The organism is Mycoplasmopsis opalescens ATCC 27921 (assembly GCF_000712185.1).
Taxonomy (GTDB): domain Bacteria; phylum Bacillota_I; class Bacilli_A; order Mycoplasmatales; family Metamycoplasmataceae; genus Mycoplasmopsis; species Mycoplasmopsis opalescens.
Genome location: NZ_JOOB01000014.1, coordinates 1 through 24,323, shown reverse-complemented (window position 1 = coordinate 24,323; position 24,323 = coordinate 1). Strand labels below are relative to the sequence as shown.

The window sequence follows — 24,323 nt, the reverse complement described above, 5'->3', positions numbered from 1 at the left end:
TTTAAAAATTGAAGACAAGAATGAACTTTTTGTGAATGATTATCTCAAACGCAAACATCTAATCCCAATTCCTGAAGCAATCAAGTTAGCCAAACTTAACGCAACGGGTTATACGTTCAATACATATCTAAGCAAAAAAATTGAATTAATCTATAAAATCGGTAATAAAGAAATAGTAAGTGACGAAGAAAAATTTCTAATTAAAGAAATTTTTGAAACATTGCAAGAAACACAAAAATACTTATCAAACATTCTTAATTTTTAAAAGTTTTCTTGCTTCTTCTTTTTCAGAAGAAGAAGAAATTTTGCTTCTTTTGTTTGCAAAAGAAGAACGAAACAAGAACATTGAAATTTATTTAATGTTCTTGTTTTGCGTCGAAATGTTGGTTTGACCAAAAAAAACTATCAAATAATGGTATTAATAAACAAAATTTTGTTGGTTATTTTTAACAAACATGATATAACATTTACAATCAATTTAACCTAACCTCAAGGGGTTCATTTTGTTTAATGTTTCACACTTTTTTATGTAGGAAGATATTAGGACTTTTTAAAAAAATATGGAAATTTTGCATAACCATATTATTTTTGTATTTTTATTATTTCAACACAATTTTCAATTGCATCGTTTTCTAACTCATTTAATAAATTTAGCTCTTCTTCCAATAATTTAACATCTACTATATTTGGCTTTGTTACGGGATCTTTAGGCGCAAAAAGTTCACAAGTTTCATTAGCTTTTATAATAGAAATATCATAAGTGCCTAGTTTTTTGGCGATATTTATAGTTTCGATTTTATCCTTTGTTAATAAAGGCCTTAAAACCAATAAATCACTTGCATTGTTGATTACAGAAAGAGATTCCAAAGTTTGAGAAGCAACTTGGCCAAGATTTTCACCATTTGATAATACATTTATTTTATTTTTTTGTGCTATTTTACAGGCAATTCGGTAAAAACTGCGACGCATTAAAGTTATCTTATAACTTTGTTTTGAAACTAAAGCAATATAGTTCATTAGTTTTGAATAATTAACTAAAAACAATTTAGCTCTACCCTGATAAGGGAGTAATTTTGTGATTAAATCTTTTATTTTTGATATTGTTTTTTCATCTGTTTGCGGCGGTGTTATAAAGCTTAAAAAACAAACTTCAAGCCCCCTTTTCATTAGTTCAAAAGCTGCTACAGGGCTGTCGATACCACCGCTCATTAGATGCAACACCTTCCCTGAAGTCGCAACAGGTAATCCGCCTAATGCTTCTATAACCTCTGTAAATACAAGTGTTTGGTCATGTCTGATTTCGATATAAATTATGCATTTTGGATTATGAACATCAACTTTAATGCCTTGGATATTTTGTAAAATGTATGAGCCAATTAAATTATTAATTTCATCGCTTTTGTATGGAAATTTTTTATCATTACGACGAGCAGCTACTTTAAAAGTTTTGTAGCCTTTAGCTAATTTAATTGCTGTTTGCTTAATTTGTTCAATATTGTTTTCACAAGTAATTACTGGTGAGTATGAACTTATTCCGTAAACATATTTTAAATTAGAAATATTTTCTTCTGAATATGATAAAAACATCCTGTCTACTTGCTTTTCAGGGATTTCATTACAAATGTTTTTTACATTTCTAGCTAATTGATTTATAAAATCAAAGCGATTTTTTCCTTTTAAAGTTAGCTCGCCATAGCGAATTAAAATTTTGTTATACATCTCATACTCCTTTTTTAATATATTTAACACAGACATCAAAAGCTTCCTTAAATTTATATTGTTGTTTTAGATTAATTACATGTAATTTTTGTATTTTTATATTTTCTTGTTTTTTACTAATTATATCGATTTTACTAATAAATTGGTCTACCATACTAGAATAAATTTTTTGTTTTTGAATTACTGTTAAAACACTATTTAGTTTATTTTGAAACTTAATTAATTTGCTATCCTTGATATCAAGGTATTCTTTAGAATTAAATTCATCAACTAAGGCATAAATTTCTATATTTAACTGAGTTAAACTATCATAGATTTCCGCATTGTTTTTTAAAAGGTTTTCATTTTTGTTTGCATAGAAAACTAAAAATTTATAAGTTTTTAATAAATATTTCGTGTAGTTTATTTTGTTATGCTTATTTACTATAAGGTCTGTAGAATGGTTGAATTGATCAATTAATATTCTTATTTCATTAATTAAGAACTTAATTTGATCAAAACTTATGTTTTCTTTTTTTTCTGCAGATGATTCCATGTAATCCAAAGATTTTTTTAAATTAACTAACTTAGTTTGGGTTTGTTTGATATCGCTAATTTCATTTTCATCTTGATCATAAATAGAAATATATAAATTTATTTTGTTATAAACATGGTTAAATGTTTTTCTAAAATCTGCTAGTAAATCATAAGCTAAAATTTGACTATTTTGTTGATAATTTAATATCTCTCTTAGTTTTCTTTCATCATTGTAAAAAATTCTAAGTTGTTTTTCTGTTTTAGTTATATTTGCGAATGGTTGGTTATTTTTAATATTTTCATAAAATTCTTTAAGTTTAATATATTCATTTTTAAATTCTTCTTTTTGTTCCCAAAAAGCAATCTTTACAGGTATTATAGTAAAAAGTGACTTTTCAATGTTTATTGCAGAATCAATTTTTTTAGCAAAGATAACAACACGTTTATGGTGTTCGTTGATTAATCTATTTATTTCTGTTATATCATTATGTTTACGCCGTTCATCAAAATCGCAAGTAGATGCTAATAATTTGTTTGCTTCGTCTATTAATGTTTCAAAAGAGTTAGGTATTAAATTCTGGTTTTTTATAATATAAGCTTTAATATCTAATAAAAGAGATTGTAAAAAACCTGATAAATTATCAACTTCTTCCCAATTTTTATTAAATGAACCAACTAATTTATTAAATTTATCTTTATCGACTAAAAATATTTTTCATTGAATTTGAACTTGTTTATATATTTTGAAAACTAAACTAATTTTTTTGTGCTCTAGTTCAATATAAAGATTTTCAAGCAAAATTTTTAAACTTTGATTATGCTTTTCGATTTTTGAGGCATTTTTTTCAGCCTCTTCAAATAAGGTAATATATTTATAATTATTTTTATAATAATTTTTTAATCTTAAAATACTTGTGTGTAAATAATAACTAAAATTATTTATTTCTTCTAAGTATGCCTTTTGATTAGTTTTTATTTTTTTTATTTTTGTTCTAAAAAGCCTTCATATTAATAATGATGTAATGGAAACTATAAAAATAATAAAAATAACTATAATTAATATAAATAAAATATTTTTGGTTATTCCAGAATTCATAACAATATTATAAGATATTTTGAACCATTAAAAAGTTTGTAATTTTTTAGTTCAATACCCTTATTGGTGTATCGTAATTTTTTACTGTTGCCATTCATTGCTATAAAAATTATTTTCAAATTTATTTTGTATTTAAAAACACTGACAAAACGTTGCATTTTTGGTTAAAAAAACAGTGAATTTTTAACTTTTGATAAATATATGCATATTGATAATACAGTATTAAATTTAATAAATAAAAATATTTAGATTTTTCTTTCGAAAATTCATTTTTAGTTTAGAATTCTAAAGAAAATTACCCCGAAGCATAAGGTTGTTAAGCTGCCAAAGTTGTCGAGGACGACTTAAGAAATTTATGTGGAGTAATGTTCAAAAATGAACAAAGGAGACAACGCAATGAACAAAGTTAATATCAAAGTTAAAAGCTTCGAGAGTGCATTTGCTGATCTTGGTGCGAAGAAAATTATTGAATTAGCAACTAAAAACGAAGTTAAGTTCTCTGGCCCAGTGCCATTGCCAACTAAACGTGAAGTAGTTACAATTCTACGTTCGACACACATTAACAAGAAAAGCCGTGAACAATTCGAAAGCCGTACTTATCAAAGACTTATTGTTTTATTTGACCCATCAAAACAAACTATGGATCAAATTCAACGTTTAGAATTACCTGCAAATGTGCAAGTTCAAATTCAAAGCAAATAAAATCCATCTTGATTTTCAAGCAATGGTAATTAAATTTTTAAGGAGAAATTTATGAAAGGAATCTTAGGACGTAAAGTTGGTATGACTCAAATCTTTACTGAAGATGGAATTGCTCTTCCAGTAACGGTTTTAGAAGTTTTACCAAATGTTGTTACTAAAGTATTGACTTTAGAAACTAATGGATACATCGCCACTCAATTAGCAACTGGCGAAAAGCGTGAAAAATTAGTTAACCGTCCAGAAAAAGGTCAATTTGACAAAGCTAAAACAACACCTAAGCGCTACATTAAAGAAATTCGTGGCATGTCAGGCTATGAATTAGGTCAAGAAATCAAAGTTGATCAAATTTTCAGCGCGGGTGAATTAGTTGATGTTACTGGAACATCAAAAGGTAAAGGTTTTGCTGGTACAATCAAAAGATGAAACCAACACATCGGGCCTAAATCACACGGTGGTGGTGGTGGTAGCCAACCAGTAAGACAAACAGGATCACTTGGTGACATTAGTGGTAACAAAGTTGTTAAAGGCATGACTATGCCAGGACACTTAGGGCACAGCCAAGTAACTGTTCAAAACCTAGAAATCATCAGAGTAAGTGCTAAAGGAAATGCTATTTTAATTAAAGGATCAATTCCTGGACCTAAAAAAGGCTATGTAGTAATTAAAGAGGCTGTTAAAGGTTTACCGGTTAAGGAAGCTACAAAATTAGTTGACATTAAAGAGCTATTATTAATGAATGAATTACTTGAAAAAGCTAAAAAATACCAAATTGAAGTTAAAGTCGGTATGCATTCAAGCGAATTAGCTCCATTAATCGAAGCTGCTGAAGCAGAAGCAAATAAAGCTAGTGAAGGAGAAAAATAATGGCTGAAGTTAAGAAAGCAACAACTAAAAAAGTTGCGTCTGAAGAAGTAAAATCAACTAAAAAAGCTACCGCTCCTAAAGCACCCGCTAAAAAAGCGACTGCACCTAAAGCTGCACCTAAAGCTGCACCTAAAACAGCACCTAAAACAGAAATTAAAACTACTACTAAAAAAGCAACTGCTAAAGTAAATGAAAAAGCAGAAGTTAAAGCACCTAAAAAAGCACCTGTAAAAGAAGTAGCTAAAACTTCAAAAACAAGTGCAAAAGTTAATTTTGCACATGAAAATGTTTTAAATTTTGATAATTCAAAATTACCTTCAAACATTTTTAAAGCTGAAAAGATCTATGAACAAGCTATTTTCGACGCAATTATGTCTGAAAGAGCTTCACGTCGCCAAGGGACTCATGCTGTAAAAAGTCGTGCAGAAGTAAGTGGTGGCGGTAAAAAACCATGAAGACAAAAAGGAACAGGACGTGCTCGTGCAGGTTCAACCAGAAGCCCAATTTGAGTTGGTGGTGGTCGTGCATGAGGACCTCGTACTGAAAGAAACTACACACTTAAAGTTAATAGAAAAGTTAAGAAAGCCGCTTTCGTATCAGCCTTAACTTTATTATCTAATGCTAAAGCTGTGATTGTTAATGATTTAAAATTAACTGAAATTTCAACCAAAAATGCTGTAGCACAGTTGAAAGAGTTAAATGTTGTAAACCAAAAACACATTTTAGTTGTTACAACAGATATGTTAGTAATGAAATCATTATCAAATGTTCCAAATGTGATGATTGTTAAACCACAAAGTACAACTGTTGAACAATTAGTATGAGCTGATGTTCTTGTATTATCGAATGAAGGATTAAAAGTATTTGAAAGTAGAGGTTTATAATTATGGAAATTACACAAGTTATTAGACGTCCTATTTTGACTGAAAAATCTTCAAGATTACAAGAAAATAATTCATACACCTTTGAAGTTGATTACAACGCAAACAAATTCCAAATTAAACAAGCAGTTGAATTCATTTTCAATGTAAAAGTGGAAAGTGTTAATACTATTAAAGGTGACAAAAAAGCTAAACGTGTAGGTAGATTTAATGGTTTTACAAACAGAGTTAAGAAAGCTATTGTTACTCTAAAAGATGGTTTTGTAATTAACTATTACCCTCAAGAACAAGAAAAACAAGACAAAGTCGCTGAAAAAGCAAAAGCTGAAGAAAAAGCTGTTGCAGCTGAAAAAGAAGCAAAATTAGCAGAAAAAATTGCTGCTAAAAAAGCTGCAAAATCTACTAAAGCGTCTGTAGATAAACAAGAAAAAGAAAAAACTGATAAAAAAGCTCCAACTAAAAAGCCAAGAGCTAAAAAAGAAGCTAGTAAATAGCTAATCCCAGAGGAAATTAGGTTGCTTAAAAGACAAATTCCTCACTATTTTTAAGCAAAGGAGAGACATTATGGCAATTAAACACTTAAAGCCAGTAACAAACGGTCAACGTAATATGTCTACTCTTGATTTCAATCAAAGTTTAAGTGGTCATGCTCCAGAAAAATCACTATTAGTGATGTTAAACTATAATGCTGGCCGCAATAACCAAGGTAAAATCACCGTTCGCCACAAAGGTGGACGTGTAAAACGCTTCTACCGTATTATTGACTTCAAGCGTAACAAAGATAATATTCCAGCTACTGTTAAAAGTATCGAATATGACCCAAACCGTTCAGCAAACATCTGTTTATTAGCTTATGCTGATGGTGAAAAAAGATACATTTTAGCCCCACAAGGAATTAAAGTGGGACAAGTAGTTGTTTCAGGAGAAAATGCAGATATTTTAGTAGGCAATAGCTTACCATTATCTAATATTCCTGAAGGTACATTCGTACACAACATTGAAATGCAACCAGGCGGGGGCGGAATTATCGCCCGTAGCGCTGGTACAAGCGCACAAATTTTAGGTAAAGATGAAGACGGCAAATATGTTGTTGTTCGTCTAAAAAGTGGTGAAGTTCGTCGTATTTTGGCACGTTGCCGTGCTACAATCGGAACTGTTGGCAATGAAGAACACTTATTAATTAATTGAGGTAAAGCTGGACGTAACAGATTCAAAGGTATTCGTCCAACTGTACGTGGTTCTGTAATGAACCCAGTAGATCACCCACATGGTGGTGGTGAAGGTAAACAACCAATCGGACGTAAGGCACCACTTACTCCATGAGGTAAAAAAGCTCTTGGTGTGAAAACACGTAAAACTAAGAAATCTTCTAACAAACTAATTATTAGACGCAGAAAGGATAATAAATAATGGCTCGTAGTTTGAAAAAAGGGCCCTTCGCTGACGATCATTTACTTAAAAAAGTTGATGCTATCGTTGAAGGTAAGGCTCCAAAAAAACCTATTAAAACTTGATCGCGTCGCTCAACAATCTTCCCAAGTTTTGTTGGCTTAACATTTCAAGTTCACAATGGTAAAGCATTTATTGATGTTTATGTAACTGATGATATGGTTGGACACAAATTAGGTGAATTTGTACCTACAAGAACCTTCTCAGGTCATGGTGCAGATAAAGGTAAGAAAAAATAATGGCTCAAGCAGTCGCTTCAGTTAAAATGCAACGTGTTTCACCACGTAAAGCTAGATTAGTAGCTGATTTATTCCGTGGCAAAAATGTTGCAACAGCATTAGGAATTTTACAAAACACTAACCGTAAAGCATCATCGTTATTTATCAAATTATTAAACTCAGCTATTGCCAATGCAACTAATAATCACGGATGTGATGTAACTAAATTATATGTTAAAGAAGTCTTAGTAAATGAAGGGCCAACCCTTAAAAGATACCAACCACACAGCCAAGGACGTGCATTCTCAATTTTTAAAAGAACTTCACATTTATCAATTACTGTCGAGGAGCAAAACTAATGGGACAAAAAGTTAATCCAAATGGTTTCCGTTATGGAGTTACCAAAAAACACAACTCAGTGTGATATTCAGATAAAACAACTTACGGAACAAATTTAGTTCAAGCCGCTAGAATTTATGACTTTTTTGATAAATTAGTTCGCCAATACCAAATTGGACAAGTAGAAGTTAAACGCCAACAAAATGACAAAATCACCGTATTCCTTCACACAGCTAAAAAAGCTAAAATCCTAGGTGAAGGTGGTAAAAACCTAGAAGCTATCAATGTTGAATTACACAAATATTTAAAAAATAAAAACTTAGATATCAACTTACAAGTTGTTGAACTAGCATATCCTGAATTAAATGCTCGTTTAGCAGCTGAAAACATTGCGACTCGTCTTGAAAGTCGCGAAAGTTTCAGAATCGCACAAAAATATGTTATTAATGATGCCTTAAAAGCTGGCGCTAAAGGTATTAAAACCTTAGTAAGTGGACGTTTAAATGGTGTTGATATGGCTCGTAGCGAAGGCTACACTCGTGGAGAAATGAAATTACACACCTTAAGACAAGATGTTGATTACGCTACAGCAACTGCTCGTACAACTTACGGTGCAATTGGTGTTAAAGTTTGAATCAGCAAAGGTGAAATTTTGGAAGGAGTAAAATCAAATGCTACAACCAAAAAGAACTAAATATCGTAAACCATTCCTTCGCCAACATGACAAACGCAAAGCTTACAAAGGCAATACAGTAGAATACGGAGAATTTGGTTTACAAGCTACAACAAGTGCCCTTGTTGATGCTCGTCAAATCGAAAGTGCTCGTATCGCTATCACAAGAAGAATGGGTCGTGAAGGACAAGTTATTATCCGTATCTTCCCACACTTTGCGAAAACCTCAAAACCTATCGGAGTTCGTATGGGTTCTGGTAAAGGTTCTCCAGATAAATGATATACACCTGTTAAAGTTAATACAATGATGTTTGAAGTTTCAGGTGTTAAAGAAGACATCGCACGTGATGCACTTCGTTTAGGTGGACATAAATTACCTGTCTGCTGAAGAATTGTTGCAAATAATGAAGAAAATGGAGGTCAAAACTAATGCTTTTTAAAGATATCAACGAAAAGTCAGTGGCTGAATTAGAAAAATTAGTTAATGACCTTAAAGCAGAATTATTTACCTTGAAATTTAAAAATTCAACTGGACAATTAGACAATACACACAAAATCAGCGCTATCAGAATAGATATTGCTCGTTGCCTAACAGCTATCGAACTTAAAAAAGGAGCTAAATAATGGAAAGATTAACAGCTACTCGTAAAACACTTACTGGTAAAGTTGTATCAGTTCGTGGCGATAAAACTATCTATGTAGAAGTTGAAAACTATCGTTCACACCGCCTATATTCTAAACGTTTTAGAACAGTTAAACGCTTCGCAGTTCATGATGAAAAATTATTAGCTGCAGTTGGTGATATTGTTACTATTATGGAAACTAGACCACTTTCAAAAACCAAACACTTCCGTTTAGTTGAAGTTCGTCAACACAATGAATTAGGAGATAATTAATGCTTTTAGAATTGTCTAAATTAAATGTTGCGGATAACTCAGGTGCAAAAGAAGTTGGTTTAATTAGAGTTTTAGGTGGTTCAAGAAAGAAAACTGCTAATATTGGTGACATTATTGTCTGCTCAGTAAAAAAAGCGCTTCCAAATGGTGTAGTTAAAGAAGGTCAAGTTGTTAAAGCTGTCGTTGTTAGAAGTCGTTATGGAATTACTCGTTCAAACGGTTCACACATTCGCTTCGATGATAATGCTGTAGTTATTATTAAAGAAGATAAATCAATGCGTGGTACCCGTGTCTTTGGTCCAGTTGCTCGTGAATTACGTGATTTAGGTTATCTAAAAATCGTTTCACTAGCTCCAGAAGTATTATAGTAAGGGAGTTTTAGCAAATTATGAAATTTAGAAAAAACGATGAAGTTATAGTAATTGCTGGTGATCACAAAGGTAGAACTGGTAGAATTATCAAAATCGACGAAAAGAAAAACAACGTATACATCAAAGATGTTAACATGCTTACAAAACACCAAAAACCTCGTCAAGGTCAAGATGGATCAATCGTTAAAGTTGAAGGTCCAATTAATGCTTCAAACATTTCAATTTTAGTAAGACGTGCAACAAAAACTTCTCCAGCAACTTATTCAAAAATTGCAATTGAGAAAAAAAATGGTAAAAGTGTAAGAATCTTGAAAAAAACTAAAAAGGAACTAGCTTAATTAATAAGCTAATAAGGAGTTATTATGAACCTAAAAGTTTTATATAATGAAAAAGTCATTGCTGAATTAACTAAAAAATACAAATATTCATCAGTAATGCAAGTTCCTAGATTAGAAAAAATTACCATTAACATGACTGCTGGTCGTGAAGTAACAAACTCAAAAGCAATTGAAGAAGTTTTAAACGAACTAACATTAATCACATCACAAAAACCATATCAAACAGTAGCTAAAAAGTCAAACGCTTCATGAAAATTACGTGAAGGTATGCCGATGGGTGGAAAAGTTACACTTCGTCGTGACAGAATGTGAGAATTTTTAGCAAAATTAATTCACGTGGCTATGCCTCGTATTCGTGACTTTAGAGGAGCTAATCCAAAAGCTTTTGATGGTCGCGGTAACTATTCATTAGGTATTAAAGAAGAAATCATTTTCCCAGAAATTGATTTCGATAAGATTCGTAAAATTAAGGGAATGGACGTTCAATTAATTACAACAGCTAAAACTGATGCTGAAGCAAAAGATTTATTAGAATTACTTGGACTTCCATTTGCGAAAGGGGAAAAATAATGGCTAAGGTTTCATTAAAAGCTAAGCAAAAGAAACACCCTAAATTCTCAACACGTGCTTACACACGTTGTGAATTATGCGGCCGTCCACATTCAGTATTACGTAAATATAAAATTTGCCGTATTTGCTTCCGTGTTAGAGCACACGCTGGTCAAATTCCTGGCATGAAGAAAGCGAGTTGATAGAATATGTTTTTAACAGATCCAATTTCAGATATGATCGTTCGTATCAAAAATGCTAACCAAAGAAAAATGAAAAGCGTAAACATCCCTTTCTCTACAAAAAAAGCTCGTATCTTAGATATCTTACTTAATGAAGGTTTTATTAACTCAGTTGAAGTGGCTGGTCAAGGAAAAGACAAACACTTCGAAGTGGCATTAAAATATAAAGGAAATATGCGTGCGATTGTTGATATCAAACGTATATCAAAACCAGGACTAAGAGTTTATGCTCAAGCATCAAACTTGCCAACAGTTTTATCTGGCTATGGCGTAGCCATTATCTCAACTTCAAAAGGCATCATGACTGATAAACAAGCTAGAAAGGAAAATGTAGGTGGGGAAGTCCTTGCTTACGTTTGATAATAGGTAGTTAATTATGTCTCGTGTCGGAAATCGTATTATTACAATTCCAGCCGGAGTTGAAGTCTTAGTTCAAGGATGCCAAGTAACAGTTAAAGGAAAATTAGGTAGCTTAAATCGCGAATTCTCTCCTTTAATTGCTATCAATATTAATGAAGGAAAATTAAATACAATTCGTGCCAACGAATCAAAAACAACAAAACAATTACACGGAACAACTAATGCATTATTAGCAAACATGATTAAAGGTGTTAATGAAGGTTTCGTAAAAGAATTAGTGATTAAAGGGGTTGGTTACAAAGCGACTTTAAAAGGCAACGTTTTAGAAATTGCAGCTGGTTATTCACATTTAGTTAACCTTAACATACCAGCTTCATTAACTGTTGAAGTTCCTAAACAAACAGAAATCACTATTAAAGGTATCAACAAAGAAGAAGTAGGGCAATTCGCTGCTCTTGTGCATGATGTTCGTAAACCAAGTCCTTACTCAGGTAAAGGTATTGCCTACAAAGATGAAGTTATCCGTCGTAAAGAAGGAAAAACAGCTGCTAAATAGTCATTTTTCAAGACTTTCAGAAGCAATTAAAGTAATTAAGGAGCTATTATGGCAACAAAAACTCGTAACGAAGCACGTAAAGTTAAACACTTACGCGAAAGACAAAAAATTACTGGTACAGCTTTAAAACCTCGTCTTTGTGTTTACAAATCTCACCAAAACTTTTATGCACAATTAATTGATGATACCAAAGGTCACACCTTAGCTGCTGTTAGCACATATGTTAAAGGTGAATATCACGGAAATGTGATTTCAACTCAGGCAGCAGCTAAAGTTATGGCTGAAAAAATTAACAAATTAAAAATTAGTGAATTAGTATTTGACCGTTCAGGTTATATTTACCATGGTCGTGTAAAAGCATTTGCTGAAACATTACGTGAAAATCTTAAAGGAGTGAAATTCTAATGGAAAATACAAAAGAATTAAATACTCAAAATTCTAATGAAAAAGCTCAAGCAACACAAGAAGTGGTTGCTAAAAAAGCACCTCGTGTAGCTACTGGAGAAAAGAAACAAATTTGAGAACGTCGTATGCCAAACACACAACGTGGCCCAAAAGGCGATAAAAAAGATAATAAAAACATCAGACGTCCTCGTGAAGCTTACGTTAACGAATTCGGTGAAAAAATAGTTGCAATCGAACGTGTAACTAAAGTTGTAAAAGGTGGTAGAAGATTCTCATTCTCTGCATATGCAGTCGTGGGAGACAAAAAAGGGCATGTTGGATTTGGTCATGGAAAAGCCAATGAAGTTCCAGATGCAATTAAAAAAGCAGTTAAAGATGCTAAAAATAACCTTATCAGTGTTCCAATTTACAAAAAAATTACCGTTCCACATGAAGTCCATGCTAAATTCTTAGCATCAAAAGTTATGCTTAAACCTGCGCCTAAAGGAAAAGGAATTGTTGCTTCTTCAACAGTTCGTGCAGTTGTTGAATTAGCTGGCTATACTGACATTTATTCAAAAACCTATGGTTCACGTTCAAAAGCTAACACTGTACATGCGACCTTAAAAGCATTATCTGCACTTAGAATGCCTGAAAGTATTGCTGATATTCGTGGTAAAGACGTTAAAAATTTACTTTAATCTTTAAAGGTTAAATAATTATTATTTCATTATTTTAATTATCTTTCATAACTAATGATTGGAGTCAAAATGGATTTATCAAAATTAAAATACACCGAAGGATCACGCCAAGAAAAACACCGTGTTGGTCGTGGTCACGCAGCAGGAAAAGGTAAACAAGCAGGTAAAGGTCAATCAGGTCAAAACAAACGTCATGGGCACCGTCCAGGATTCGAAGGTGGTCAAACACCTTGATTCCGTCGTATTGGTAAAAGAGGCTTTAATAACGTTAACCACGTAACATATCAAACTGTTTCATTAGCAAAATTAGAATCTACATTTGCAAACAATGAAGAAATCACCATCGAAAAATTATTTGCAAATAATATTATTAAACGTAATTTACCAGTTAAACTTTTAGCTACTGGTAAAGTAACAAAAACTTTCCATGTTACTTTACATGCAGCAAGTGCCAAGGCAATTGCTTTATTAGAAGAAAAAAAGGGTACTTTCACAAATTTATAATTAATATTTAAGAATCGGGGTTGCCGATTCTTTTATTTTGCTAATTTCGTATGATAAAAAATAAAAAATATGAAAATTGAACTAAAAAACAACTCATATATATAAAATAATAATAAATATATAAATAAATAATAGATATATCTTTATAAAGAAAAAAAATAAAAAAATTATTGATAATTGTTTTTAATGTATAATAAACAAGCTAAATTTTTGGTTAAAGTTTAGCGATAAAAAAAATTAAAAATTTTCTTTTTTAATTAACTAAATAGTTTATACTATTGTTCGGTTATACACTTTAAGCGAAGTGCATAGCACTAAAAGTTCTAAAAATAATAGCTAAAAAAATTAAAAATTTTCTATGTAATTTTTAATAATATGTTATGATAATAGGGCTTTTAGCACTTGAATGTTCTTTGAAAACTAGATATATAAACATGACAGTCAATTTTTTCGAGAGTTTGATCCTGGCTCAGGATGAACGCTGGCTGTGTGCCTAATACATGCATGTCGAGCGAAGGTAGCAATACCTTAGCGGCGAATGGGTGAGTAACACGTACTCAACGTACCCTTCAGTTTGGGATAGCGGGTGGAAACATCCGATAATACCAAATACTTATTGTTTTCGCATGAAAATAATAGAAAAGGATCGATTGCTTCGCTGGAGGATCGGGGTGCGCAACATTAGCTAGTTGGTGAGGTAACGGCCCACCAAGGCGATGATGTTTAGCGGGGTTGAGAGACTGAACCGCCACACTGGGACTGAGATACGGCCCAGACTCCTACGGGAGGCAGCAGTAGGGAATTTTCCACAATGAGCGAAAGCTTGATGGAGCGACACAGCGTGCAGGATGAAGGCCCTATGGGTTGTAAACTGCTGTGGTAAGTGAAGAAAAAGTAGTGTAGGAAATGACATTACCTTGACGGTAGCTTATTAGAAAGCAACGGCTAACTATGTGCCAGCAGCCGCGGTAATACATAGGTTGCAAGCGTTATCCGGAATTATTGGGCGTAAAGCGTCTGTAGGTTGTTTGTTAAGTCTGGCGTTAAATTTTGGGGCTCAACCCCAAACCGCGTTGGATACTGGCAAGCTAGAGTTATGTAGAGGTTAGCGGAATTCCTTGTGAAGCGGTGAAATGCGTAGATATAAGGAAGAACACCAAAATGGCGAAGGCAGCTAACTGGGCATACACTGACACTGAGAGACGAAAGCGTGGGGAGCAAACAGGATTAGATACCCTGGTAGTCCACGCCCTAAACGATGATCATTAGCTGATGGGGAACTCATCGGCGCAGCTAACGCATTAAATGATCCGCCTGAGTAGTACGTTCGCAAGAATAAAACTTAAAGGAATTGACGGGGATCCGCACAAGCGGTGGAGCATGTGGTTTAATTTGAAGATACGCGTAGAACCTTACCCACTCTTGACATCTTCTGCAAAGCTATGGAGACATAGTGGAGGTTAACAGAATGACAGATGGTGCATGGTTGTCGTCAGCTCGTGTCGTGAGATGTTCGGTTAAGTCCTGCAACGAGCGCAACCCTTGTCCTTAGTTACTAACATTAAGTTGAGCACTCTAAGGAGACTGCCCGAGTAATTGGGAGGAAGGTGGGGATGACGTCAAATCATCATGCCTCTTACGAGTGGGGCAACACACGTGCTACAATGGCCGATACAAAGAGAAGCAAGATGGTGACATGGAGCAAACCTCAAAAAGTCGGTCTCAGTTCGGATTGAAGTCTGCAACTCGACTTCATGAAGTCGGAATCGCTAGTAATCGTAGATCAGCTACGCTACGGTGAATACGTTCTCGGGTCTTGTACACACCGCCCGTCAAACCATGGGAGCTGGTAATGCCCGAAGTCGGTTTATAAACAAACTGCCTAAGGCAGGACTGGTGACTGGGGTTAAGTCGTAACAAGGTATCCCTACGAGAACGTGGGGATGGATCACCTCCTTTCTACGGAGTACAAAAATCATTATTTTTAATGATTATTAACCTTTTTTACTAGACCTTATTTATTTGTTATGTGCTTTGTTTTTATGGTCTACAAAGCTTATATCTAGTTTTGAGAGAGCATTCTCTCTTTGTTCTTTGAAAACTGAATAGTAAATTTTAAAATATTTACAACGACATCAATAATTAATTGATTTAGGTCAATTTGTTTTGATTCATCGAGATAAAAAACAATCATAAATTTTTGATTCATTGAAATGTCTTAAAATACACATCATAATGTAACCAATACAATAGGATAAATACTTACTTTTAAATAAGGAAGAGTGAGTGGTGGATGCCTTGGGTCTGGAAGTCGAAGAAGGACGTGATTACCTGCGATAAGCCTCGTGAAGCTGGATATAAGCTATGATACGGGGATTTCCGAATGGGGAAACCTAACTAGAGTAATGTCTAGTTGCCTTTAACTGAATTCATAGGTTAATGAGCGAGACACCATGTGAACTGAAACATCTTAGTAGCATGAGGAAGAGAAAATAAATAATGATTTCTTTAGTAGCGGCGAGCGAACGAGAAAGAGCCCAAACCATTTTATATGGGGTTGTAGGACGATCTACATAGAGTTACAAAACTTAATAATAGCAGAAACTTTTGGGAAGAAGTGGCATAGAGGGTGATACCCCCGTAAGCGAAATTGTTAAGTCTCTTGATCGTATCCTGAGTAGGGCGGGGCACGTGAAACCCTGTCTGAATCTGCCGGGACCACCCGGTAAGGCTAAATACTAACCAGACACCGATAGTGAACTAGTACCGTGAGGGAAAGGTGAAAAGAACCCCGAGAGGGGAGTGAAATAGATTCTGAAACCGCTTACTTACAATTAGTCAGAGCCCGTTAATGGGTGATGGCGTACATCTTGCAGTATGGACCGGCGAGTTACGTTAGCATGCGAGGTTAAGCGGATAAAAGCGGAGCCGTAGAGAAATCGAGTCTTAATAGGGCAAATAGTATGTTGGCGTACACCCGAAACCAGGTGATCTATTCATGAGCAGGCTGAAGCTTGGGTAACACTAAGTGGAGGGCCGAACCGTAGTACGCTTAAAAGTGCCCGGATGACTTGTGAATAGCGGAGAAATTCCAATCGAACTTGGAGATAGCTGGTTCTCCTCGAAATAGCTTTAGGGCTAGCGTGTGATGTTAAGTAGTGGTGGTAAAGCACTGAATATGGAATGGCGGCGCCTAGCTGTACTGACTATAATCAAACTCTGAATACCATTATGTATTATCATGCAGTCGGAACCGGGGTGCTAACGTCCCGGCTCGCGAGGGAAACAACCCAGATCGTCGGCTAAGGTCCCAAAATTGTGTTAAGTCAGAAAGGTTGTGAGATTTCATAAACAACTAGGAGGTTGGCTTAGAAGCAGCCACCCTTTAAAGAGTGCGTAATAGCTCACTAGTCAAGAGATCTTGCGCCGACAATGTAACGGGAGTTAAACACAATACCGAAGCCACGGGTACGAAAGTACGTTAGAGGAGCGTTCTTAGGGCAACGAAGTCAGACCGTAAGGACTGGTGGAGCGCTAAGAAGTGAGAATGCCGGTATGAGTAACGATTCGTAGTGAGAATCTACGACGCCTATTGGGGAAGGTTTCCTGGGCAAGGTTCGTCCACCCAGGGTTAGTCAGGACCTAAGGCGAGGCAGACATGCGTAGTCGATGGACAACAGGTTAATATTCCTGTACTTTCTTTAAATGTGATGGAGTGACGGAGAAGGATAGCCCTACCTCTTATCGGATTGGGGGGCAAGCAATAACTGGGAACTGTAGGCAAATCCGCAGTTCTTAACCGGGAGTTGTGATGCATAGCGCAAGCGAATTGGTTGATTCCATACTTCCTAGAAAAGCTTCTAAACTTAATTTTATTGAAACCTGTACCGAGAACGGACACACGTCCCCAAGATGAGTATTCTAAGGCGAGCGAGAAAACTAGTGTTAAGGAACTCTGCAAAATGACCCCGTAAGTTCGCAAGAAGGGGTGCCCAAGGTAACACTTGGGCCACAGAAAATTATGAGGGGCAACTGTTTATCAAAAACACAGCTCTCTGCTAAACCGCAAGGTGATGTATAGGGGGTGAAGCCTGCCCAGTGCCTGAAGGTTAAGTGGATTTGTTAGCTTCGGCGAAGCATTGAAATGAAGCCCAGGTGAACGGCGGCCGTAACTATAACGGTCCTAAGGTAGCGAAATTCCTTGTCGGCTAAATACTGACCCGCACGAAAGGCGCAATGATCTCTCAACTGTCTCAACACTAGACTCGGTGAAATTATGGTCCCAGTGAAAACGCTGGGTTCCCGCATCAAGACGAAAAGACCCCATGGAGCTTTACTATAGTTTCGTATTGAAATTTGGTCTAACATGTGTAGGATAGGTGGGAGACGTTGATCTCAAGATGCTAGTCTTGAGGGAGTCGCCGTTGAAATACCACCCTTGTTATATTGAGTTTCTAACCTGCCATCATAATCAGGTGGGGGGACAGTGCGTGACGGGTAGTTTGACTGGGGCGGTCGCCTCCTAAAGAGTAACGGAGGCGTTCAAAGGTACACTCAATACGGTCAGAAACCGTATGCAGAGCGCAAAGGTAGAAGTGTGCTTGACTGTGAGACTTACAAGTCGAGCAGGTGCGAAAGCAGGACTTAGTGATCCGGCTGTACATTGTGGAATGGCAGTCGCTCAACGGATAAAAGTTACCCTGGGGATAACAGGCTTATCTTGCCCAAGAGATCACATCGACGGCAAGGTTTGGCACCTCGATGTCGGCTCATCGCATCCTGGAGCTGGAGTCGGTTCCAAGGGTTTGGCTGTTCGCCAATTAAAGCGGTACGCGAGCTGGGTTCAGAACGTCGTGAGACAGTTCGGTCCCTATCTGATGTGGGCGTTGGAATATTGATGAGAGCCGCTCTTAGTACGAGAGGACCGGAGTGGACGTACCACTGGTGTTCCTGTTGTTGCGCCAGCAGCATAGCAGGGTAGCTAAGTACGGAAAGGATAACCGCTGAAAGCATCTAAGTGGGAAGCCTCCTCAGAGATTAGTATTCCCTTGAGATTCCTTATAGACTATGAGGTTGATAGGATGGAGGTGTAAGCATAGCAATATGTTGAGCTGACCATTACTAATAAATCGATCGGTTTAAAAGTAATTGATGTGTCTTTAAGGCATTTCAATGAATTAAATTGATAAAATTTTCTTACATTACTATTCAGTTTTCAGAGAGCAAACTGCGCAAGCAGATTTTTTTTTGCTTTTTTATGCATTTCCCACTTTAAGTATAAAACTAGAGCCGTTTAGAATCTAAACTTTCGGTAAAAAATTATACTAACATCCAAAATCTCATAAAATAGCTATTTTTCTTCAAAAAATGGTTATTTTTTTAAAATAATTTGTTCCTTTTTTGTTTTTTAGTATAATTTTTATACTATCAAAATGGAGCGAAAATGTTAGATAAATTCAGAATGGTTGAAGTGCCTAAAGGGGCAAAAATTTCAAAACAAAAGAATGGTGAATGAGTTCAATTGGTGGTTGATAGAGAATATATAAAATCAAAAAAATATTACAAAGAGAAAAAGGTTTTAATAGGTTTAATTACAAGGAATGAAAATGGTGAACGAATGATGTTTCCGAATGAAAAATACTTTAATTACTTTTCAGATGAGAATATTGTTGAAATTGAAAAAGATCTTGAATTCAGCGATACTTTATCTTTTGGAACATATGCTGTGTTTGACCTAATTTTTAAAAAAATTGGTGTTGATGATATATTAAAAAATATTTTTGGAACTAATTCAACAATTATAAAAGCACTTGTTTGCTATTATTCTAGCAATTGTTCAAACACGATTCAAGGGTTTAAAACATGACTTTTTAAAAATTATGCAGGGTTAGAAAAAGTGAAATCTGAATCAACTATTTCTGATATTTTAAATAAACATTTAACTGCAGAAAAAATTGCTAAATTTTCAGAACTTTGACTTAAAAATTACCAAAGAAATTTAAATAATAATGTGAATTCAAGTTATGTCAATATCGACTCAATCAATGTAAATACATCATCGAAAAATGTTAAAAAAGCTGAATATGGATATGCTACGGAAAATAAAAATGAACCAATCATTAATATTGGTTTAGTTACTGATCAAATTAACAATTTTCCATTATTTTATGAAATCTATGCGGGCTCTGTGACTGATATGACTCAGTGCGATATATTGATAGAAAAAATAAAAACTATTGGTATTAAAGATCATTGTCTAGTGATGGATAGAGGTTATTTTTCAGCCAAAAACATACATAATATAGATAAAAAAGGTTATTCTTTCATAATCGTGGCCAAACTTTGGAATAAAAATTTGCAAAGAGTTTTAGATGAAAATAAAGACAAATTTAAACATAAAATTAGTAATTTAACAAATGATAAAAAATCATTTGGAATGATTGTAAAAGACAAAGTTTTTGATGATGTAAATAAGAAATTTAATATTGTTTTGCTCTATGAACCTATTAAAGAATCAGAAAGAGTTTCATTTTACACTGAGTACTTTACACGCTTAGTTGAGCAAGTTAAAAATATGAAAAAATTAACAAAGGAAGTTGAACTTAATTTTTCTGAATATCTTGATCTTGAGCTCGATGAAAAACGAAGAATTTTAAGTGTAACACCAAAGGAAGAATCATTTGAAAAACATATAAAAAACGCCGGATATTGTGCCATAGTAACAAACACTGAAAAAACAATTGATGAAGTGCAAAATGCATATCACAATCGAGACAGTATTGAAAAAATGTTTAGATGAATCAAAACTCAAACCAACTTAAATAAAAACTATTCATACACTGATGGAATTTTAGAATCTAAAACATTTCTAACCTTTATTAGCGATATTGTAAGGGCCTACATAATGTTTTATTGCAAAGATTTAATAGCAAGAAAGAGACATGAAACATACAACACAATAATTAATGAATTGACCAAAATTGAAGTGACAAAAATATCAGATACATATCTTCGTAGAAACGCATTTACAGCTAAACAAAAAGAGATTTTAAACGGCCTTGAATTAGATACGAATCAGCTTTTGCAATACGTAAATTTACTAAATTTAAGATTAAAAAAATAATGATAATTGCCGTTAGTGTAATTTTTTACCGAAAGTTTAGATTATAAAAGAAACAATATAGGAGTTAATAATATTATGGATTTCAGTAAAGTTAATAAGAAAGTTCTTTTTTCAGTGATTGGTGCAGTAGGCGGAGTAGCGGCAATTGGAACAATTGCAGGCGTGAGTGTTGCTGTAAATAATTCAAATAAAAAGAATGCATTATTAAAACAATTCAAAAAAGAAAAAAATGATCTTAAAAATGAAGTTGAAAGACTTTATGAAGGTCATAAAGACAGGGACGCAAAACTTAACGAACTTAAAGAACTCAAATCACTTGAACAATTAAATTCTTTTAGAGTACAACTAAAAGGTAATTTTGATGCATTGGTTAGCGTTGATGATAAGTTCTTAAATTTGGTTTCTGAAGACAAAAAAGATCAATTTAAAACTAAAAAAGAAAGTGCTAAGACAATTAAACAACTTGAAGACTTGAAATCAGAATTAGTTGGTCAACTTAAATCTCAACTAAGTGATAAAGCAAAAAATGTGCTTGATGAGGACAAAAAAAACGAAATTATTAAAGATATTGAAAAACTTGAAAATGACTCTAGTTATGAACAATTGAACAAAAAAATCAATGACCAAGTCAATGAACAAGGTGGAATAATTGCAACTCTTCAAGAGCGTATTGAAAAATTAATCAATGAAAATATTCATAACGATGAACTAAAAGCACAATATTTAACGCGAACTAAACAACTCAATGATAAAGAAGCACTAGAAGAACTTGAAAAAACTATTCAAAGTGAAATTGATCAAACAAACCAAGCTAGAGAAGATGCCAAAAAACTCCTTGATAAACTTTCTGATGACAACAAAGTAAAAGTGGCCAATAAAGATAAAGTCGAAGACCTTAAATCAACAAAAGAAACATTAAACGAAGTTGCTAAACTATTGCAAAATGAGTACGATAAGTTGATTGCTGATGCAAAAGAAAAAATCGCTGTTGCAGAGGGCTTAGATGAGTATGCTCAATGATTAAAAGAATTAGACGACAAAACTCCTACTGAATCAAGATTAAAAGAAATTGAAACAGAAGCAATGTCTCTTTTTGATAAAGAAAAAACATCACTTTCAAAAGAAATTGATAAATTAAGTGATCAAGAAACTCAAAAAGCAAACTTTAAAAAACAATTAAGTGATGCAAAAAACATTGAAGATCTTAAAGAAACCGAAAAAGCAGTTCTTATATTAATTGATCAAACTAATGAAGCAAGACAAAAGGCTATCACTCTTCTTGACAAATTTTCAGATGATAATGATGTCAAAAAAAACAATAAAGACAAAATTAGTGATCCTAAATCTTCTAAACACACACTTGAAGAAGTTACTAAAATATTAGAAGTTGAATATGATAAGTTGGTTAATGATACAAAAGAAAAAATTGCTGTTGCAGAGGGCTTAGAAGAGTACGCTCAATGAAGCAAACAATTAACTGACAAAGAACTCAACGAAAAAGATTTAAAGGGATTAGGAGCTAAAGCGACTGAGCTTTTTGATAAAAATAAAAAATCTGTATCTGATGAGATTGAAAAACTAAAAGAAAGTGATCAACAAAAAACAGAATTTAAAAAAGAAGTTGATGCAGCAAAAAATATCAAAACACTTAATGAAATTAAAGTTAAACTCCAAGAACATATAGAACATTTAAAAGTATTAGATAAAGTCAATGAATTAAAAGATAAAGTTACTAAATCTAAATTGCATGATACAAGAAAACAACAAATAAACAAGTTGCTTGATCAAGCAACTTCAAAAACAATTGATGACATTAGTAAGAAAATTGATGAAGCAATAAAAAATCAAGATGACCTTGATAAAAAACTTCCTAATGCTAAAAAAGCACTTGAAAAATTAAATGAAGGTGAGCGTAAAACTAAATACAAAAATATTCTAGAAAAAATCGACTTAACTGCTCAAGAAGCCGAGGAAGTAACATTAGAAATCGAAAGATATTTAGAACGTCTAAAAACTGAAGTAAAGGATTTTATAAATGAAAATAATCCTGATAGCAATTTTCAACACAAGATTGATAACGCCAAAACTGAGAAAGAGATACTAGACGTAAAGAGCGAAACATTAGAAATTCTTGGAAGAAGTTTTGAATCATCACATAAATTAGCGTTTGATGCTATTAGTCGTTTATCAGAAAAAAATCCTAAAAAAAGCATCTATAAAGCTAGATTTGATGACACGAAAGAAATTTTGTTAAAAAATATTGAAAAGCATAATGAAATCAAAAAAGAAATTGATGATTACTTAAAGGGCTTATTCAATAAAACAGAATTATCAGTTCAAAAGTCATTTACTGATGAGTATCTATATTATGATAAAAGCGATCATTCATTAGATATTTATAATGAGATTTCACGTGATTTTCAAAAACTTAAACCAACAAATGCAACAGAAGACACATTAAATAGTATTCATGATAGAGCAACTCAACTCTACAATAATGCATTAAAAATATTTGATGACTTAATTAGTGATAGCTATAGAACAATTCAATTTTATGATGAACTAACAAACCTTGTAAAAAAAGCAGAAAATGTTAAAGCAATAAAAAACGCTATTGTTTTACTTCAAGATGTATCTAAGTTAGTATTTTTCAATACAAAATCTGCTGATTTTAAAAAAATCTCTTCTGATATTTGACAAATAGATATTAATTCAAGTGACTTTAGCCAAAATGGTCAAAAAATAAATCAAGAAGTATTAACTGCGGTTCCAAAGATTTACGAACTGTCTAAAGCAAAGAGCGAACTTATGGAATTTTCAAAAAATGTTAACGAAGAAGCGCGAGAGGGTTTTGTTTCGTATCTTACAAATATAGCAACAGATCCTGAAACAATTTATTTGTTGCAATTCATTATTAAACCATATCTTGAACTAGGAATAAAGGTCGAAGCTGAAAATATTATCAATTCTACTAATTTAGATGCAAGCAAAAAATCACAGTTTATAGATGATCTTAAAGGAATATGAGAACCTGAGAAAATTGATGAATTATTAATGCTTAAAGTAGGTTTCATTGATTTCTCTTCGCATCTTTCGGATTTTACTAAGCTATTGGTCTCAAATCACTGGCCAAATTTAACAGAAACTCAAAAAGCATTGTTCAAGAAAATTATTGATAAAAAACCTGCAAAATTATCTATTATTTTTGAATTACTTAGACTTGCTAACAAATTTAATGAAGAAAACAAAACAGAAAAGGTGTAAAACACCTTTTTTTATTTAATTATTTAAATTATTATTAAGGAATTTTTAACCTTTTTTAAACTTTTGTGTGAAATATAAAACAAATTGAACTTCTTGAGATAGGTTAAATTAATTGTAAATGTTATATCATAATTGTTGCAAATAACTAACAAGATTTTGTTTTTAATACCGTTATTTGATAGTTTTTTTGGTCAAACCAACATTTCGATGCAAAACAAGAACATTAAATAAATGATATGTACCCAGAATCCTGGACACATATTTATTAACTAGGCAACAACACAAATGGATGTTTTCCTGTATTTTACAGGAGGCATCCATTTTGTTTTTGCCTGAATTCTTTTATTGTTATAATAATCCATATATTCATCTACAGCTTTTGAAAAAGATTGGAAAGATTCAAAGTCTTTTTCAAAACCATAATACATCTCATTTTTCATTCTACCAAAGAAAGTCTCCATAATACAATTGTCATAACAGTTTCCCTTTCTAGACATTGATTGAATAATCCCTTTTTCTTTTAATCTGCTTCTGTAATAAGCATGTTGATACTGTCACCCTTGATCAGAGTGAAATAT

The 24,323-nt window shown here is 33.3% G+C and carries 26 protein-coding genes and 2 rRNA genes; 25 read left to right on the top strand and 3 right to left on the bottom strand.

Annotated features, from left to right (window positions below; genetic code table 4):
• The coding region (locus T385_RS03700) for a hypothetical protein (RefSeq protein ID WP_029905906.1) at window positions 1-265 on the top strand (265 nt) is incomplete at its 5' end.
• A 317-nt stretch (window positions 266-582) separates the two neighbouring features.
• Here T385_RS03700 and thiI read toward each other — a convergent pair.
• Together thiI and T385_RS0101560 are read right to left on the bottom strand one after the other, a co-directional pair.
• The gene (gene thiI / locus T385_RS0101565) at window positions 583-1,719 is read right to left on the bottom strand and encodes a tRNA uracil 4-sulfurtransferase ThiI (RefSeq protein ID WP_029905905.1); all 1,137 of its coding nucleotides are present in this window, start codon (window positions 1,717-1,719) and stop codon (window positions 583-585) included.
• Entirely contained in the window at window positions 1,712-3,331 is a 1,620-nt protein-coding gene (locus tag T385_RS0101560; RefSeq protein ID WP_029905903.1) for a hypothetical protein, read from the bottom strand. Before T385_RS0101560 ends, thiI begins: the two co-directional genes overlap by 8 nt.
• Window positions 3,332-3,727: 396 nt before the next feature.
• Here T385_RS0101560 and rpsJ point away from each other — a divergent pair, with 396 nt between their 5' ends.
• From rpsJ to T385_RS03480, 24 genes are all read left to right on the top strand, one after another.
• Entirely contained in the window at window positions 3,728-4,033 is a 306-nt protein-coding gene (gene rpsJ, locus T385_RS0101555) for a 30S ribosomal protein S10 (RefSeq protein WP_029905901.1), read from the top strand.
• Between the two features lie 51 nt (window positions 4,034-4,084).
• Entirely contained in the window at window positions 4,085-4,897 is an 813-nt protein-coding gene (gene rplC, locus T385_RS0101550) for a 50S ribosomal protein L3 (protein ID WP_029905899.1), read from the top strand.
• Window positions 4,897-5,781, top strand: coding sequence for a 50S ribosomal protein L4 (gene rplD / locus T385_RS0101545; RefSeq protein ID WP_029905897.1), 885 nt, complete (start codon window positions 4,897-4,899; stop codon window positions 5,779-5,781). Before rplC ends, rplD begins: the two co-directional genes overlap by 1 nt.
• 2 nt (window positions 5,782-5,783) lie before the next feature.
• Window positions 5,784-6,272, top strand: coding sequence for a 50S ribosomal protein L23 (rplW, locus tag T385_RS0101540; protein ID WP_029905895.1), 489 nt, complete (start codon window positions 5,784-5,786; stop codon window positions 6,270-6,272).
• Window positions 6,273-6,342: 70 nt separating this feature from the next.
• Window positions 6,343-7,188: a 50S ribosomal protein L2 gene (gene rplB / locus T385_RS0101535; RefSeq protein WP_029905894.1), complete on the top strand. Its 846-nt coding sequence runs from the start codon at window positions 6,343-6,345 to the stop codon at window positions 7,186-7,188.
• The gene (gene rpsS / locus T385_RS0101530; protein ID WP_029905891.1) at window positions 7,188-7,466 is read left to right on the top strand and encodes a 30S ribosomal protein S19; all 279 of its coding nucleotides are present in this window, start codon (window positions 7,188-7,190) and stop codon (window positions 7,464-7,466) included. Before rplB ends, rpsS begins: the two co-directional genes overlap by 1 nt.
• The gene (rplV, locus tag T385_RS0101525; RefSeq protein WP_029905890.1) at window positions 7,466-7,804 is read left to right on the top strand and encodes a 50S ribosomal protein L22; all 339 of its coding nucleotides are present in this window, start codon (window positions 7,466-7,468) and stop codon (window positions 7,802-7,804) included. Before rpsS ends, rplV begins: the two co-directional genes overlap by 1 nt.
• Window positions 7,804-8,478, top strand: a complete 675-nt coding sequence (gene rpsC, locus T385_RS0101520) for a 30S ribosomal protein S3 (protein ID WP_029905889.1) — start codon at window positions 7,804-7,806, stop codon at window positions 8,476-8,478. The genes rplV and rpsC overlap by 1 nt, the downstream gene beginning before the upstream one ends.
• Window positions 8,456-8,887: a 50S ribosomal protein L16 gene (gene rplP / locus T385_RS0101515; RefSeq protein ID WP_029905888.1), complete on the top strand. Its 432-nt coding sequence runs from the start codon at window positions 8,456-8,458 to the stop codon at window positions 8,885-8,887. The genes rpsC and rplP overlap by 23 nt, the downstream gene beginning before the upstream one ends.
• Window positions 8,887-9,081 (top strand): 50S ribosomal protein L29, encoded by a 195-nt coding sequence (gene rpmC, locus T385_RS0101510; protein ID WP_029905887.1) that lies wholly within the window; start codon window positions 8,887-8,889, stop codon window positions 9,079-9,081. The genes rplP and rpmC overlap by 1 nt, the downstream gene beginning before the upstream one ends.
• Entirely contained in the window at window positions 9,081-9,353 is a 273-nt protein-coding gene (gene rpsQ, locus T385_RS0101505) for a 30S ribosomal protein S17 (RefSeq protein WP_029905886.1), read from the top strand. Before rpmC ends, rpsQ begins: the two co-directional genes overlap by 1 nt.
• Entirely contained in the window at window positions 9,353-9,721 is a 369-nt protein-coding gene (rplN, locus tag T385_RS0101500) for a 50S ribosomal protein L14 (RefSeq protein WP_029905885.1), read from the top strand. Before rpsQ ends, rplN begins: the two co-directional genes overlap by 1 nt.
• A 20-nt stretch (window positions 9,722-9,741) precedes the next feature.
• Entirely contained in the window at window positions 9,742-10,062 is a 321-nt protein-coding gene (gene rplX / locus T385_RS0101495) for a 50S ribosomal protein L24 (RefSeq protein ID WP_029905883.1), read from the top strand.
• 24 nt (window positions 10,063-10,086) lie between these two features.
• Window positions 10,087-10,632 (top strand): 50S ribosomal protein L5, encoded by a 546-nt coding sequence (rplE, locus tag T385_RS0101490; protein WP_029905881.1) that lies wholly within the window; start codon window positions 10,087-10,089, stop codon window positions 10,630-10,632.
• Window positions 10,632-10,817 (top strand): type Z 30S ribosomal protein S14, encoded by a 186-nt coding sequence (locus T385_RS0101485; RefSeq protein WP_029905879.1) that lies wholly within the window; start codon window positions 10,632-10,634, stop codon window positions 10,815-10,817. The genes rplE and T385_RS0101485 overlap by 1 nt, the downstream gene beginning before the upstream one ends.
• A 3-nt stretch (window positions 10,818-10,820) precedes the next feature.
• Complete coding sequence (rpsH, locus tag T385_RS0101480; RefSeq protein WP_029905877.1) at window positions 10,821-11,216, top strand: 30S ribosomal protein S8; 396 nt, start codon at window positions 10,821-10,823, stop codon at window positions 11,214-11,216.
• A 13-nt stretch (window positions 11,217-11,229) separates the two neighbouring features.
• Complete coding sequence (gene rplF / locus T385_RS0101475; RefSeq protein ID WP_029905875.1) at window positions 11,230-11,769, top strand: 50S ribosomal protein L6; 540 nt, start codon at window positions 11,230-11,232, stop codon at window positions 11,767-11,769.
• A 48-nt stretch (window positions 11,770-11,817) separates the two neighbouring features.
• The gene (rplR, locus tag T385_RS0101470) at window positions 11,818-12,174 is read left to right on the top strand and encodes a 50S ribosomal protein L18 (RefSeq protein WP_029905873.1); all 357 of its coding nucleotides are present in this window, start codon (window positions 11,818-11,820) and stop codon (window positions 12,172-12,174) included.
• Complete coding sequence (gene rpsE / locus T385_RS03485; RefSeq protein ID WP_029905872.1) at window positions 12,174-12,854, top strand: 30S ribosomal protein S5; 681 nt, start codon at window positions 12,174-12,176, stop codon at window positions 12,852-12,854. Before rplR ends, rpsE begins: the two co-directional genes overlap by 1 nt.
• Window positions 12,855-12,923: 69 nt before the next feature.
• Window positions 12,924-13,358, top strand: a complete 435-nt coding sequence (rplO, locus tag T385_RS0101460; RefSeq protein WP_029905870.1) for a 50S ribosomal protein L15 — start codon at window positions 12,924-12,926, stop codon at window positions 13,356-13,358.
• Window positions 13,359-13,804: 446 nt separating this feature from the next.
• Window positions 13,805-15,317, top strand: a 16S ribosomal RNA gene (locus T385_RS0101455).
• A gap of 307 nt (window positions 15,318-15,624) precedes the next feature.
• Window positions 15,625-18,504: ribosomal RNA gene (locus T385_RS0101445) — 23S ribosomal RNA — on the top strand.
• Together the 16S and 23S rRNA genes form the textbook arrangement of a ribosomal RNA operon.
• 297 nt (window positions 18,505-18,801) lie before the next feature.
• Entirely contained in the window at window positions 18,802-20,481 is a 1,680-nt protein-coding gene (locus T385_RS0101440; protein WP_029905868.1) for an IS1634 family transposase, read from the top strand.
• Window positions 20,482-20,556: 75 nt separating this feature from the next.
• Window positions 20,557-23,745: a hypothetical protein gene (locus T385_RS03480; RefSeq protein ID WP_036450747.1), complete on the top strand. Its 3,189-nt coding sequence runs from the start codon at window positions 20,557-20,559 to the stop codon at window positions 23,743-23,745.
• Between the two features lie 269 nt (window positions 23,746-24,014).
• On the opposite strand, the gene T385_RS0101430 is transcribed toward T385_RS03480, so the two are convergent.
• Window positions 24,015-24,323 (bottom strand): IS3 family transposase (locus tag T385_RS0101430; protein ID WP_029905866.1); only part of this gene is annotated, 309 nt, incomplete at its 5' end.